The organism is Hymenobacter psychrophilus (genome assembly GCF_900107135.1).
Taxonomy (GTDB): Bacteria; Bacteroidota; Bacteroidia; order Cytophagales; family Hymenobacteraceae; genus Hymenobacter; species Hymenobacter psychrophilus.
This window is the reverse complement of the sequence record NZ_FNOV01000003.1, coordinates 18,327-31,645: the sequence shown is the minus strand read 5'-3', so window position 1 is coordinate 31,645 and position 13,319 is coordinate 18,327. Positions and strand designations below refer to the sequence as shown.

Genomic DNA, 13,319 nt, shown 5'->3' with positions numbered 1-13,319 from the left:
CGCTACTGATCAGCAGCAGCCGGCACCCGCCGGTTCATCACCTTAAACCAGAGCGGGGGCACGGCGGCCAGCAGCATCATGCCGGGGTAGCCGGTGGGCATCTGGGGCGAGGCCGGCTGATGGCGCAGGGTGTGGTAGGGCCGCGAGGCCAAGTAGTGGTGGTCGGAGTGGCGGGTGAGCTCGTAGAGCAGGATGCGGCCCACGGCGTGCTCCGAGTTCCAGGAGTGGTGCGGCTGCACCCGCTCGTAGCCGCCGCCGGCCGTGCGCTGGCGCAGCAGGCCATAGTGTTCCACGTAGTTCACCAGCTGAAACAGCACCGCACCCACCAGCGCCGCGCCCGCCCAGGCCAGCAGCCCCAGCGGGCCGAAAATCAATCCTGCTACAGCCACGGCCGCCAGCTGCACCGCCATAAACCGCAGCAGTTGGTTCTGCATGCTCCAGGCTGGCACCTCCAGCCGCCGCAGCCGCTCGGCCTCCAGGTGCCAGGCCGAGCGGAACTCCCCACCCAAAGCCCGCGGGAGAAACAGCCAGAACGGTTCGTTGAAGCGCGAAGTGGCTGGGTCGAGGGGCGTGGCTACATGGCGGTGGTGGCCCCGGTTGTGCTCAATGAAAAAGTGCAGATATAACGCGCTGCCCAGCAGCACCTGCGCCAGCCGCTGCTCGTAGCTGCGGCTGCGGTGCCCCAGCTCGTGGGCCACATTAATGCCCAACGAGCCGCCGCAAATGCCCATGCTCAAGACAAGCCCCAGTGTTTCGGCGCCCGTCAGTGGTACCCCCGTAACTACGGCCAGGTACCAGACCAGCAGGCCCACGTGCAGCGGCACGCACAGGTACAGCAGCCAATCGAAAAACGGATGGTGCGGGACCCCAGCCGTAGCGGGCGCGTTGCTGACGATGTTGCGCGGTGGCCATGCCAGCTCCAGCAGCGGCACCAGCCCGAACACGAACAGCGGCGTGAGCCAAGCCCAGGGGCCGCGCCAGATCAGCCCGGCCGCCACGCAGGCCGGCACGAGGTAGGCACTCAGGTAACGCAGGTCGGTGGGGCGCATAAGCGGAAGTGTTTGGGGAGCAGAAGGTAAGCAGAAATCCGGCTTGTTGTCTTTACACCAAATTATCCGCTTCCCCGGCTTCTCGTGCGTGAAACAGCAGAAGCAAACCCGCCGGCTTCAGATGGGGCAAGTACCCGTAACTCTTTTAAAGAATCGGACCCGATTCCTCGGCGGTCGGTTCGCCAAGGGAGGTTGGCCCTGGCGGCTCGCTGGGAGATGCGGCCGGGGCGAAACGGTCTTTAAAGCGGGCGTAAAGCGCATTCATTCCCAGCAGTAGCAGCCCCATCAGAATAAATACCACGGCCCGCGTAATGGTCCCGGTTTGGCGCAGGTCGAAGAACAGCAGGCGTACCATGGCCGCGCCCATGCCCAGCAGGGCTGCATAGCGGAAATCCTGCCGGCGTAGCAGCAGGCTGGCCACGAAAAGCGCCACCACTTCCAGCATCAGCAACACGGTGAGCACCGAGCGGTCGTAGGATTGGGTGAGCAGGGCGGTGAGGGCCAGAAAAGCCGGGTAGAGCAGGAGGCCCACCAGCCCCGGTAGCGGCAGGCGGTCGAGGCCGGCCAGGGCAGAAAGCAGCGGGGGCCAGTCGGCCGGTTTGGCTGGGGGCTGGTGCAGCCGCAGCGCCGCGTAGCCGAACAGCAGCGCCACCGCTGCCGCCGTTGCGGCCCAGGGCAGCGTCAGGAGTTGGCCGGGGGCGAGGTAATGGAACGAGACGTAGGTGCTGGCCGCTACCGCCGCCCAGAAGAACAGCAGCCCGTAGGCCCGCACGCGGCGAAGCCGCTGGGGTAGTCGGGCCGCTAAGCGAGTGAGTCCGAAAGCGAATCCCAGCCAGACCAGTGCCAGCCATTCCGTCCGCAGCTCGTAGCCCAATGTGAAGCAACCAAACAGCAACGCCAGCTCGGGCAACAAGGGCTGCACGAAACGCTCCGATTTAAACTCCGCAACTCCGGCCGCCGGCCGTTGGGCTGCCAGTCCGGTTAATAGCAGCAGCAGCGCGCCGGCCGTGAGCCACCGCGCCGGTACCCCAAGCAGCCTGCCTGCCGAGTGGCCGAATACACCCGCAAAGTGGCCCACGAGGGCCAGTGCGAGCAGTCCGTAAGTTAGCTGCAGCAGGTAGCGGTTGGGAGAACCGGCCCGCGCCCGCGCTGCTGGAGTGGTCCAGCGGAGCCGGGCCCGGTGGGCCGCCCACGCCGCACCCGCTGCCAGCAGTGTCCAGAGCAGCACCGGCAACGCCTGGGTGCGGGGGGCAAAGGCCAGCCAGCTAGCGACGGCTGCCTGCAAGCCCAGCAGGTACAGCCAGGGCCAGCGCACGTGCCGTTCGGCCGCCGCCCACCACGAGCCGGCTAATCCCATCATCGAAAGCAGCATGAGCGGTAGCAGGTAGGCGAGCACCGGTAGGGGCCGAAAAACGGTGCCTGCGGGGTGCAAGTGCTGCCATTGCAGCAGCTGGTAAACTACAGCAGCCAGCAGCAGACCCAGCCATAAGCCGGGCACCGGCATCCGACGGCGCAGTAGCAGCAGCGCCCCACTCAGGCCCGCCAGTACCCAGCCGGCCCACATGTGCTCGTACACCAGGCTGGCCGCCGCCAGTAGCAGGCCGGCCGCCGCCAGTCCCAGCAGCCGCGGCCGGTACAGCGGGTTCGCCAGCAGCGGCACGGCATCGAATATCGGGGCCCCACGCCGGTGCAGCGTCGCCTGCGCGGCCACGGTGCTTAGCGCGGCGGCCAGCAACAGCGCGGCCCGCTGGTTGTCAGTCAGGCCGGCGGGGGCATTTACCAGCAGCGGTAGCACCACGGCCAGCGCCAGGCTGGCCAGCAGTAGCACGCGGTAGAGCAGCCATTCTGCCCGCCAAACCAGTAGCAGCATAAACGCCAGCATTTCGAGGTAGAGCAGCGTGTTGGCTGCCGGCCAGCTCAGGCCCGCCTCGTGCAGCCCCAGGATAAACACGGCTAGCAAGGCCTGCCCCAACAGTACCAGCCCGGTCCGGAACCAGTCGGGCTGCTGGCGGGCCCAGTGGGCCAGCCCAAACGTGAGGCCGGCGGTGGCCGCCGCCGCGCCCAGCAACCCCGCTACGGGCGGGTGGGGTAATCCGAATAGCGCCTGCACCAGCAGCCCGATTCCGTTCAGGTAAAAAAGTGCCGTCAAACCGCGTAGGGCCCGCAGGGGCAGTTGGTTGCCGGGGCTCTGGAGCAGGGGGCGCAGGGCCGGCCACCGGGGCGGCAACAGCAGCAGCCCCGCGCTGCCCAGGCTGGTTAGCAGCAGCAGTGCCAGCCGCTGGTGCAGCACCGGCGCGGCCAGCTCGCGCACCGAGCCCACGGCCGCCAGTAGCAGGGCGCCGCCGCTGGCCAGGGTGAGGCCCGCCAGTACTTTATAGGCCAACTGCTCGGTAGCCCGGCCGCAGGCACCGGCCAAAAGCAGGGTTTCAAAATAGAGCAGTGCGAAAGTAGCCGGCCAGCTGAGCCCGGTTTCGTGCAGGCCCAGCATAAACACGAGGAGCAGCGCCTGCCCGCTCAGCAGGTGCAGGGTGCGGAACCAGCCACCGGAATTGCGCAGGTACCAGGCGCCACCAAAAACGGCTCCGGCCGCCGCCAGTGTGCCGCCCAGCAGGGCCAGCAGCGGCGGATGGGCAAACCCGAAAATGGCCCGGGCCAGCAGCCCCGCCGCCCCCAGGTACAGCAGCCCCACCACGCCCCCAAACACGCGGGTAGATTCCTGGTTGTGGCCGGCATCTTCTGCGGTCAGCAGTGGCTGCTGTTGCAGCAGTTGGTAGTAACCGGCCCCCAGCAGGCCCGCCAGCAGCAGGAGCAGCGCGTGGCGGGTTACTTCGGTGGCCGGGTAGGAGTTCAGGTAGAGCAGGTTCAGTACAACCAGCCCCAGCCCGGCGGCCACGGCCCCAACAGAGGCCACCTGAAACACCAGCCGCTCGCCTTCGCGCGCCATAATAAAGGCTACGAGTAGGGTTTCGAGCAGCATAAAGAGCAGGATGAGCGTGCCCGAGGCGTGCCAGCCCTGGAGCGAAAAAGCCGCGAACAAGGCCAACATCAGCGAAATAATACTGTCGGTGCGGAACAGCCAGCCAATGCCCAGTTGCCGGGCCTGCCGCGCCACCCCAAACGTAAGCAGGGCCCCCAGCGCCAGCGGTACCGTTTTCCAGGGCGAGCCGGTGCTGTACTGGTACAGGTTGATGCCCAGGCAGGTCCAGTTGAGCACGTGGGCCGCGAACAGCAGCGCATCGAACCGCTGTTGGGCATACACCCGGCGGTACTGCACCACGGCCGCCGCCGCGCCCACCAGCAGTAGCAGGGCCATAGCCATGAGGCGCGCCGGGGCCAGTAGTGCGGCCGCTTCGCGGGTGTAGTGCCAGTATTGGTGAAAGATGAAGAAGCTGAGAATGGTGAGCAGCAGCTGGTATTTCCAGCGCTGGCGATAGGTGATAACGATGCTGAACACGGTGACGCCCGCGGCGGCGCCCAGCGTTAGCAGCTCGCGGGGCAGCACGGCCAGGGCCACTAGGCTCAGCACGCCGTGCAGGGTGGCCACATCTTCGCGGCCCGCGTCCCAGGCCAGCCAGAGGTTGACGGCCACGCCGGCCAGCAGCAGCAGATAGCTTAGTGGTGGCCCGGCCCATTGCAGCCCCGGTACGCTCACGGCACCCACGCAGGCAAACAGGAAAATAGCCGCCGCACTGCTTTGCAGCCACACGTTCAGCTTGGCCGCGAAGGGCTTGGGCCGCAGGTAGTAGTGCAGGCCCAGCAACGCCGCCGCAAAGGCCGTAATCATGCCGAAGCGCAACGGCGCACTCACCCGCAACGCCGTGTAAACGCCCAGAAACCCGACGCCCGTTACGAGCACCACGGCCCCCAGAATGCCCGTCCAGTTATCGAGCAGCACTTTCTCCGCCCGGTCCCACCAGGTTGGCTCCGCTGGCGCGGCGGGCACTGCCGCCACCGGCGGGCGGGGCGGGGCAGCACGCGGCGCCGGGAGTGGCGGCCGGGTGGGAGCGGCGGCCGGAGCCGCAGGGGCCGCCGCCGCTAGCGGACTCACCGGAACTACCAGCGCAGGTGAGAGTCCGGCATCGGTTGGAGTTGCCGGGGCCGGAGTTGGAGTAGCGGCCACTACCGGAGCCACGCTTAGCGGCGCAATTGGCGCAGCCGGAACTGGCAGACCAGCGGGCTGGGGTGCCGGCACGTTGGCAGAAACAGCCTTGCTGACGGCAGCAGCCACTGAAGCCGCAGTGGCAACGCTGGGAGCCGGCACAGTTGCCACTAAGGTTGCCGGGGCCGTGGTAGCGGCACTGGACAACTGCTGGACCTCCCGGCGCAGAATTTCCACGGTGGCCACCAAGCTGGCATGGGCCCGTTCGCGCTCGGCTAATCGGTCGGTGAGGGCCCGAATCAGCTTTTGCAGCTTCTGATACAGCAGGCCTGCACCCACGACAACGAGCAACAGCAGAAAATTGTCCATCCGGTAACTAAGGGGAAATAAAGCACGAAGCAGCCGCTGTCAGGCAGCCGATAACGAGGCAGATTGGGGCGCGTAATGAGAAGGCTGCCACCAGGTTTCTGCTATAGCTAGAGGACCTAAACATACCAGATATTCCTCAGATAATATCTAATTAAATGACAAAATTTTGTACAAATTATTTTGGATCCGGCGAAAACTGCTCTCCAACGTACCTTGCTGTTCGTTCTTGATTTTAGCAGCCGTTATGCTTTCCCAGGCCCACGAAGTTTTCCTCGAAGTTGCCCGCCAGCTCAGCTTTACCAAGGCGGGGCAGACGCTGTTTCTGAGCCAGTCGGCGGTGAGCAAGCGGGTGCGGGCGCTGGAGGAGCACTATAAAACGGGTTTGTTCGAGCGGCTGGGCAACAGCGTGCAGCTCACGCCGGCCGGCGAGCTGCTGTACCAGAAGCTGCTGCTGGCCCGCCAGCTCCAGCACGAGCTGCACCTCGAGTTCGCGGCCCTCAGCCCTGCCTTTTCGCCCCCGCTCGACATGGTGATTGGAGCCAGCACCACCATTTCGCTCTACGTGATTCCGCCGGTGCTTTCGGCCTACCTGAGCCAGTACCCCAACACCCGGCTCACGCTCAAAAACCGCAACTCCGAAAATATCCTCCGCGCCCTGCTGGCCCACGAAATCGACCTGGGCATCATCGAAGGCATCCACCGAGTCAGCAACGTCACCTACATGCCCCTGCTCACCGATGCGGTGGTGGCCGTGTGCTCAGGCCGCAACCCGCAGCTGCGCCAGCCCCTGCTGGCCGCCGACCTGCTGCGCACGCCCGTAGCCCTGCGTGAAACCGGCTCGGGCACCCTGGCCGTGCTCGAAGAAGCGTTGGCCGCCAAGGGCATTCGGCTCACCGATTTGCCGGTAAAAGTGCGCTTGGGCGGTACCGAGGCCCTCAAAAACTTCGTCCGCGTGGATACCTGCCTGGCCTTCCTGCCCCGCCAGGCCGTGACCAAGGAGCTGGCCGCCGGCGAGCTGGTCGAAGTGCCCATTCTGGATCTGAACTTGGTGCGCCACTTCGAGTTCGTGCAGCGCAAAGGCACCGAAAACAATCAGCCTTACAAAACCTTCGTACAGTTCGCACGGCGGTACTACAGTTGAGTTGTCAGTGTCCGGTTGCCAGCCGGGAGTCCCAGGGCTGAAGCCCTGGGCTAGTCAGCGGTTTGTATGGTGCGCTACATAGCCCAGGGCTTTAGCTCTGGGATGCTTGGCTAACACCCATCAGCCAACAAAACCATTCCAAACCGGCATAGCCTATTCCAAGTGGCCATTTGTTTTCGGCATAGACAGCGGGGAATTTTGCGTTCCATCCCCTGCCTATGAACCCGACTCTCGAATCCATTACCTGCCTGCACGAGCTCGAATGCTCCGTTTGCGGCCAGCCCCATTCCGCTCACCAGCTGCAGCGCGTGTCTGAGTGCCACCAGATGCCGCTGGTGGCCACCTACCACCTGTCGCCGCAGCTTACCCCGGCCGCTGGCATCAACCCGGCCGACCATTCTATGTGGCGCTACCGGGCCCTGCTGCCGCTGCTCGACGACAAAAACAAGGTGAGCCTGGGCGAAGGCCTGACGCCGCTGCTGCACTTGCCGACCCTCGGCGGCCGCTACGAGTTGGCCAGTTTGCTGCTCAAGGACGAAGGCCAGAACCCTACCGGCTCGTTCAAGGCCCGGGGCCTGAGCATGGCTGTTTCCAAGGCCAAGGAGCTGGGCGCCACCGGCTGCATCATCCCAACGGCCGGCAACGCGGGCGTGGCCCTGGCCGCCTACTGCGCCCGGGCGGGCCTGCGGGCCGTGGTGGCCATGCCCCGCCACACGCCTAAGGCTTTCAAAGAAGAGTGCTACTGGTACGGGGCCGAAGTGCAGCTCATCGACGGCCTCATCAACGACTGCGCCGCCTGGGTGCGCCAGCACAACGCCAACGGCCAGCTGCTCGACGTATCGACCCTGAAAGAGCCCTACCGCCTCGAAGGCAAGAAAACCATGGGCTACGAGCTGGCCGAGCAGCTGGGTTGGCAGCTGCCCGACGTGCTGCTGTACCCGGCCGGCGGCGGCACTGGCCTCATCGGCATCTGGAAGGCGTTCCGCGAAATGCAACAGCTAGGCTGGCTCGCGCCCGATGCCAAGCTGCCCCGCATGGTAGCCGTGCAGGCCGACGCCTGCCAGCCGCTGGTAGCCACCTACACGGGCCGGCAGGCCAACTGCCACGCCTACGTCGGTCGCCCCTCCATTGCCAACGGCCTGGCCGTACCCCATCCCATGGGCGAGCAGATGATGCTGCGCGTGCTCGAAGAATCCAACGGCACGGCCCTGAGCATCACCGATGAGGAAATGATGGAAGGCATGCGCGAACTGGCCCGCCACGAAGGCCTGTTTGTAGCGCCCGAAGGCGGAGCCGTCTGGATGGCGGCCCGCAAGCTGCTGGCCTCCGGCTGGATTGCCCCCGGCGAGCAAATCCTGCTGCTCAACACCGGCTCGGCCCAGAAGTACATGGACAACGTGGAGGGCCGCTGGGAAAAGTAGACGGCCTGGCCCCATCAACTCAGCAAGCGCCCGCTATTCTTTAGATAGCGGGCGCTTTTCGTTTTGACAGGCCTTGTGAGAAGTGCTTGGTTTGCTCTGCTGATAACCACAGTTAGTCAATGTATACTTGCTGGCTACACTTGTTGAATGATACACTATTTTTGATCTAGATATGTATTTTATCTAAAAAGACCTTAAATAGAAAGGAGGTATGCTGATAAATAGATATTATTTTAGTTATTACACCTTAAATAAAAGGGTTATAATCTGAAAATACGTTTATGTTTGCCAAGACCTCCGCTTCCCGGCCTAGCCGGACTCTGCTTACTCTGTTGGTGCTGGTAGCGCTGGCTTTTGCGGCGGCCTTCATAAAGGTACCACACCCAGCGGCGGCCCCGGGCTCGCTCAATGGCGCCGATGTTGCCTGGATGCTCACGGCCTCGGCCCTGGTACTGCTGATGACGCCGGGGCTGTCGTTTTTCTACGGCGGCATGGTGCGCCCCAAAAACGTGATTAGCACCATGCTCCAGAGCTTTGTGGCGCTGGGTGTGGTGTCGGTGCTGTTTTATTTCGTGGGCTTTTCGCTGTGCTACGGTACTTCCTGGCACGGGCTGATTGGCAACCCGCTCACGTTTGTCCTGCTGCGTAACGTGGGCACGGCCCCCAATCCGGTCTTTGCGGCCGGCATTCCGTTCGTGCTCTTCTTCGCCTTTCAGCTCAAGTTCGCCATCATCACGCCGGCCCTGATAACCGGCTCGTTTGCTGAGCGGGTGCGCTTCAAGGGCTATCTGGCCTTTATGGTGCTGTTTAGTTTGCTGATTTACTGCCCGCTGGCGCACTGGACCTGGCACCCGGAGGGCTTTTTGCGGCAGTGGGGCGTGCTCGATTTTGCGGGCGGCACGGTGGTGCATATTTCGGCCGGTGTAGCCGCCTTGGCCGGGGCGCTGGTGCTGGGCCAGCGCTCGGCCAGCCTGCGAAATTCGTCGTTTTCAACCCCCAATGTGCCCTACGTGCTGCTGGGCACGGGTTTGCTGTGGTTTGGCTGGTTTGGGTTCAACGCCGGCTCGGCGCTGGGGGCCAACGAGCTGGCCGCCCTTTCCTTCGTGAATACCAACTTGGCTTCGGCCGCCGCGCTGCTGGCCTGGGTGCTGGTGGAGGTGGTGCGCGGCGGCAAGCCCACCGCCGTGGGGGCCTGCACCGGGGCCGTAGTAGGCTTGGTGGCCATCACGCCCGCCGCCGGCTACGTCGATTATGGCCAGAGCATCCTGTTCGGGGTGCTGGCCGCCCTCATCAGCCACGCCGCCGTGCACTGGAAAAATGCCCGCACCACCATCGACGATACACTCGACGTGTTTCCCTGCCATGGCCTGGGTGGCATTGTGGGCATGCTGCTCACGGGTGTTTTTGCCGATGAAGTGGGCCTGATTCACGGCTCGGCTACCACGTTCGGCTACCATGTGCTGGGGCTGCTTATTGTGGTGGGCTACTCGTTCGGCGGCTCCTGGCTGCTACTCAAGCTTACCGACCGGCTTGTGGGCCTGCGTGTGCAACTGCCCGAGGAAGAGCTGGGCCTCGACCTGAGCCAGCACGAGGAATCCACCTACCACACCGACGAGGAGTTCGAGCGCACTTACCGCCGCGCCGCACCCGGGAAACTGGTCAGCTAAGAAGCCAGTAACTGCCGTTGCGCAAGGAAGTAAACCGCTGCTTTCGCGGCGTCTGGCTCCTTGCGCAACGGCAGTTACTGGCTTCTGAATTTTCCTAGTGCCTGCTGGAATTCCGCTTCCGAAAGGCCCCCGATTTCCACTTTCTTGAAGGGGGCCGCGTGGCCGCTGAGCAGCGTGAGGCTGGATTTACTCACGCTAAACACTTCCGCCAAATAGGCCAGCAGGCAGGCGTTGGCCTTGCCATCCTGGGCCGGGGCGTGCAGGCGCACGGTTACGGTGCCGTCGGGTGCTACAGCCAGCTGGTTGTGGCGGGCATTAGGCCTGGCTTTCAGGTGCAGTACGGGCACTGCTCAGGCGGGCGAGTTGTAGGCGTCGTACACGTTCCAGGCCCAGATGAGAAAGGGCACGATGATGGTCCAGACCAGCAGAAAGCTGATGGTGCCGCCAACGGCCCAGATCAGAAAGGCCTTCAGAAACTGCCCCTTGATAAGCTGACCCAGGCCGGGTACGAAAATGGAAACCAGGGCGGGCAGGCCGTACGTCTGCTTCATAGTAATCAGGTAAGAATGTGAGGGGGTGAATACGAAAGGAAAAGCAATATGCAGGAAATCAGCCGGCTTTCTTACTATCTGCTCAAGCCTGCGCCCCGCCAACATGTACCCGGGTCTGCCCGAAGGGGCAGCGCTCCAGCAGCGTGCAGCGGCCGCAGGCGGGGGTATGGAAGTAGCAGCACTTCTGGCCGTGAAACATCAGGATTTCGTGGTGGTCGTACACCTGCTGGGCATCCCAGTCGGGCGGCAACAGGGCCGCCAGCTGCTTGTGGGCCGCCGCCTCGCCCACCTTGGGGCCAATAAGGCCCAGGCGCTGGGCCACGCGGTGGTGGTGGCTATCGACGGGCATGGCCGGGCGGCGCAGGGTGCTGAATAGCAGCACGGCGGCGCTGGTTTTGGGCCCTACGCCGGGCAGCTGCTCCAGCCAGGCCCGCGCCTCCGGAATGGGCAAATCGGCCAGAAACGCCAGGTCGCAGGGGCCGCCTTCGCAGCGCTGGCCTACTTCGCGCAGAATCTGCTGGAGCCGCGGGGCCTTCTGCTCGGGCCAGGTGCAGGGGCTGATGGCGGCTTCGACCTCGGTCGTGGGCGCGTCGCGCACCTCATCCCAGGTCGGGAAGCGGGCCCGCAGCTGCTGGTAGGCCCGGTGCGAATCCTGGTTGCGGGTGCGGTGGGAGAGCAGCGAGCTGATAAGTTCACTGAGCGGATCCTTGGTGGCGAAGAAGGCCACCGGACAGCCGTACTCGGCGCACAGTTTCGCGTGGGCCCACAGGGCCAGCTCCTGGCGCTCGGCCGGAGCAAGGTCAGTAGCGGAAGCAGGGGAAGATTTCACCCGCTTGCCTACGTGCGCCTGCGTTGGCAGTTGCCAACGTTCAGTAACTGCGCGTCATGCTGAGCGAAGCGGAGCGCAGTCGAAGCATCTCTACCGCTTCGTTGTAGTAGACAGAATTAGTATTGTGGTAGAGATGCTTCGACTACGCTCCGCTTCGCTCAGCATGACATTCCTAATCCCTAATCCTCCTAACGCCCGGTATTATACAGCAGGACGGCCTGTTTGACATTGTTCTGCGACTTGCCCCCGATAACCAGCGGCACAATGGCCAGCGGAATGGCCGCGTATACCAACGGCGACACCGAAAGGCCGTTGCTGCCCCCAAAGCTCGACAGCACCCCCGCCAGCAGCAGGCCCCCGGCGCCCACGTAGCTGAGCGTCGTTAGGGTTTGGTAGCGGCGGGCATCGGCCAGCAGCTGCTGCGAGCCGGCGTTGTCGGTGGTAGCCAGCTGCAGGTTGCGGATGCTCAGGTCTTCAATCGGGCCATTGTCTTTGCTGAAGTACTCGTTGCGCACCGTGCGGTAGCCTCCGAAGCCGCCGTAGCCATAGGGGCTGTAGCCGCCGGGCCCGAAACCGTTGTTGCTGTATTGCTGGGTGGTGATGGAATACAGGCTGATGCGGCCCACCCGGTCGCGGCGCAGGGTGCTCTCGCGCTTGCTGCGGCCCGGCAGGGTGGTGCGCACATAAAAGCCGGTTTCGTCTTCGTAGTAGCGCACATCGTTGAAATCGAGCTTTTGCTGGCCATCGACGAGCAGAAACGTGCGCCCGAACACCGGACTGCGCACCTGCACATCGTAGCCCCGCAGCACCTGCCCCGATTTCAGGCCCACGCTGTAGCGGCTGGTGTTGGCCGGCGGCAGCGGCGGGGCCTGGCGCGGGTCGGAGGCCGGCGTACCGGGGGCCAGCACCGGCGAAGTTACCGGGGCCACTGCACGGGTGGTATCGGGCGGGGCCGGCGCAGGTACGGTGTTTAGCTCACGGGGCGTTTGCTGGCCCAGGGCCGGCCGCACAAAGGCGCTCAGCGTCAGCAATGGAAGAAGTCGAAGCAGCATAACCGTAAATAACGCAGAAAGCCCGAAGAATAGGACGGATACGCGGCCGTAGGCATCGACCTGAAGGGGCCGTTCATAAGCCGTCAGACCCTAACCGGAGCCCCGCTATAGTCGTGCCGGGTTGTGTGCAACGCGGGTGGGCCGGGCTGCCGGGCGTACGTAGCCGGCCGAAAGCCGGTGGCCGCGGCCCCGGCGGTCCTGCCTATCTTTGGCACCGCCCGGCCCATTCCGTCGCCGGCTCCTTCTGCTTATGTCCGCTCCCGAAGTTATTACCTCGCCCCAGAATCCGCGCATCAAAAACCTGCTGCGGCTCCAGCAGAAATCGGCCGAGCGCCGCAGCCAGGGCCTCACCATTATTGAAGGGTTGCGCGAGCTCACCATTGCCCGGGCCAATGGCGTGCAGGTGCCCACCGTGTTTGTGTGCCCCGAGCTGGCCGGCCCGGCCCACGAGGCCGAGCTGCAAAACATGTTTGCCGGTACCGGCACCGATTGGGTGGCCGTGTCGAAGGCCGTGTTCGGCAAGGTGGCCTACCGCGAAGGCTCCGACGGCGTGCTGGCCCTGGCCCGCCCGCCCCACCACACCCTCGAAAGCCTCGTGCTGCCCGAAAACCCGCTGCTGCTGGTGCTCGAAGCCGTAGAGAAGCCCGGCAACCTGGGCGCCATCCTGCGCACCGCCGACGCGGCCCGGGCCACGGCCGTCATTGTCTGCGACCCGCGCACCGACCTGTTCAACCCCAATGCCATCCGCAGCAGCATCGGCTGCTCGTTTACGGTGCCTACCGTGGCCACCTCGCGCTCCGAGCTGCTGGCCTGGTGCGCCGCCCACGGCATCCGTACCTACGCCGCTGCCCTCACCGAGCAGGCGGTGCCCTACACCGGTTGCGACTTTCGCGGGCCCACAGCCCTGGTAATGGGCACCGAGGCCGACGGCCTTACCCCCGAGCTGATGCAGGCCTGCGACCAAACCATCATCATCCCGATGGGCGGCTACATCGACTCGCTCAACGTGAGCACTGCCACTGCCATTCTCACCTTCGAAGCCGTGCGCCAGCGCATGGGCTAAGCCGGCGGCGGCGGCGCCAGACGGTTGGTTCCCGGCCCGCTACCGACATCCGAAGAATTCAATTTCCTGATACCTTTG

General features: G+C 64.5%; 10 protein-coding genes. 4 read left to right on the top strand and 6 right to left on the bottom strand.

Going from position 1 to position 13,319, the window contains the following annotated elements; translation table 11 throughout:
* Positions 1 to 2 precede the first annotated feature (2 nt).
* Both BLW21_RS05030 and BLW21_RS05025 read right to left on the bottom strand, forming a co-directional pair.
* On the bottom strand, positions 3 to 1,049 hold the full coding sequence (locus BLW21_RS05030; RefSeq protein WP_092738372.1) for an alkane 1-monooxygenase: 1,047 nt from the start codon (positions 1,047 to 1,049) through the stop codon (positions 3 to 5).
* A gap of 145 nt (positions 1,050 to 1,194) precedes the next feature.
* Positions 1,195 to 5,517 (bottom strand): hypothetical protein, encoded by a 4,323-nt coding sequence (locus tag BLW21_RS05025; RefSeq protein ID WP_092738371.1) that lies wholly within the window; start codon positions 5,515 to 5,517, stop codon positions 1,195 to 1,197.
* A 244-nt stretch (positions 5,518 to 5,761) separates the two neighbouring features.
* Between BLW21_RS05025 and BLW21_RS05020 the strand changes: the two genes are divergently transcribed.
* The 3 genes from BLW21_RS05020 to BLW21_RS05010 all read left to right on the top strand — a co-directional run bounded on the left by BLW21_RS05020 (position 5,762) and on the right by BLW21_RS05010 (position 9,746).
* Entirely contained in the window at positions 5,762 to 6,658 is an 897-nt protein-coding gene (locus BLW21_RS05020; protein WP_092738370.1) for a LysR family transcriptional regulator, read from the top strand.
* 218 nt (positions 6,659 to 6,876) lie between these two features.
* A complete protein-coding gene (locus BLW21_RS05015) occupies positions 6,877 to 8,079 on the top strand; it encodes a threonine synthase (RefSeq protein ID WP_092738369.1) in 1,203 nt (400 codons plus the stop codon).
* A 281-nt stretch (positions 8,080 to 8,360) separates the two neighbouring features.
* Complete coding sequence (locus tag BLW21_RS05010; RefSeq protein ID WP_092738368.1) at positions 8,361 to 9,746, top strand: ammonium transporter; 1,386 nt, start codon at positions 8,361 to 8,363, stop codon at positions 9,744 to 9,746.
* 74 nt (positions 9,747 to 9,820) lie between these two features.
* On the opposite strand, the gene BLW21_RS05005 is transcribed toward BLW21_RS05010, so the two are convergent.
* From BLW21_RS05005 to BLW21_RS04990, 4 genes are all read right to left on the bottom strand, one after another.
* The gene (locus tag BLW21_RS05005; protein WP_092738367.1) at positions 9,821 to 10,093 is read right to left on the bottom strand and encodes a DUF167 domain-containing protein; all 273 of its coding nucleotides are present in this window, start codon (positions 10,091 to 10,093) and stop codon (positions 9,821 to 9,823) included.
* Positions 10,094 to 10,096: 3 nt separating this feature from the next.
* A complete protein-coding gene (locus BLW21_RS05000; RefSeq protein ID WP_092738366.1) occupies positions 10,097 to 10,297 on the bottom strand; it encodes a hypothetical protein in 201 nt (66 codons plus the stop codon).
* A gap of 82 nt (positions 10,298 to 10,379) precedes the next feature.
* On the bottom strand, positions 10,380 to 11,126 hold the full coding sequence (locus BLW21_RS04995) for an endonuclease III domain-containing protein (protein ID WP_092738365.1): 747 nt from the start codon (positions 11,124 to 11,126) through the stop codon (positions 10,380 to 10,382).
* A 188-nt stretch (positions 11,127 to 11,314) separates the two neighbouring features.
* Positions 11,315 to 12,178, bottom strand: a complete 864-nt coding sequence (locus BLW21_RS04990) for a hypothetical protein (protein WP_139255086.1) — start codon at positions 12,176 to 12,178, stop codon at positions 11,315 to 11,317.
* 250 nt (positions 12,179 to 12,428) lie between these two features.
* Here BLW21_RS04990 and BLW21_RS04985 point away from each other — a divergent pair, with 250 nt between their 5' ends.
* On the top strand, positions 12,429 to 13,241 hold the full coding sequence (locus BLW21_RS04985; protein ID WP_092738363.1) for a TrmH family RNA methyltransferase: 813 nt from the start codon (positions 12,429 to 12,431) through the stop codon (positions 13,239 to 13,241).
* Positions 13,242 to 13,319: the final 78 nt, after the last annotated feature.

Excerpts from the sequence above, each read along its gene's own strand:
- BLW21_RS05030 (WP_092738372.1), bottom strand. The coding sequence starts at position 1,049 with ATGCGCCCCACCGACCTGCGTTACCTGAGTGCCTACCTCGTGCCGGCC.
- BLW21_RS05025 (WP_092738371.1), bottom strand. The coding sequence starts at position 5,517 with ATGGACAATTTTCTGCTGTTGCTCGTTGTCGTGGGTGCAGGCCTGCTG.
- BLW21_RS05020 (WP_092738370.1), top strand. The coding sequence starts at position 5,762 with ATGCTTTCCCAGGCCCACGAAGTTTTCCTCGAAGTTGCCCGCCAGCTC.
- BLW21_RS05015 (WP_092738369.1), top strand. The coding sequence starts at position 6,877 with ATGAACCCGACTCTCGAATCCATTACCTGCCTGCACGAGCTCGAATGC.
- BLW21_RS05010 (WP_092738368.1), top strand. The coding sequence starts at position 8,361 with ATGTTTGCCAAGACCTCCGCTTCCCGGCCTAGCCGGACTCTGCTTACT.
- BLW21_RS05000 (WP_092738366.1), bottom strand. The coding sequence starts at position 10,297 with ATGAAGCAGACGTACGGCCTGCCCGCCCTGGTTTCCATTTTCGTACCC.
- BLW21_RS04990 (WP_139255086.1), bottom strand. The coding sequence starts at position 12,178 with ATGCTGCTTCGACTTCTTCCATTGCTGACGCTGAGCGCCTTTGTGCGG.
- BLW21_RS04985 (WP_092738363.1), top strand. The coding sequence starts at position 12,429 with ATGTCCGCTCCCGAAGTTATTACCTCGCCCCAGAATCCGCGCATCAAA.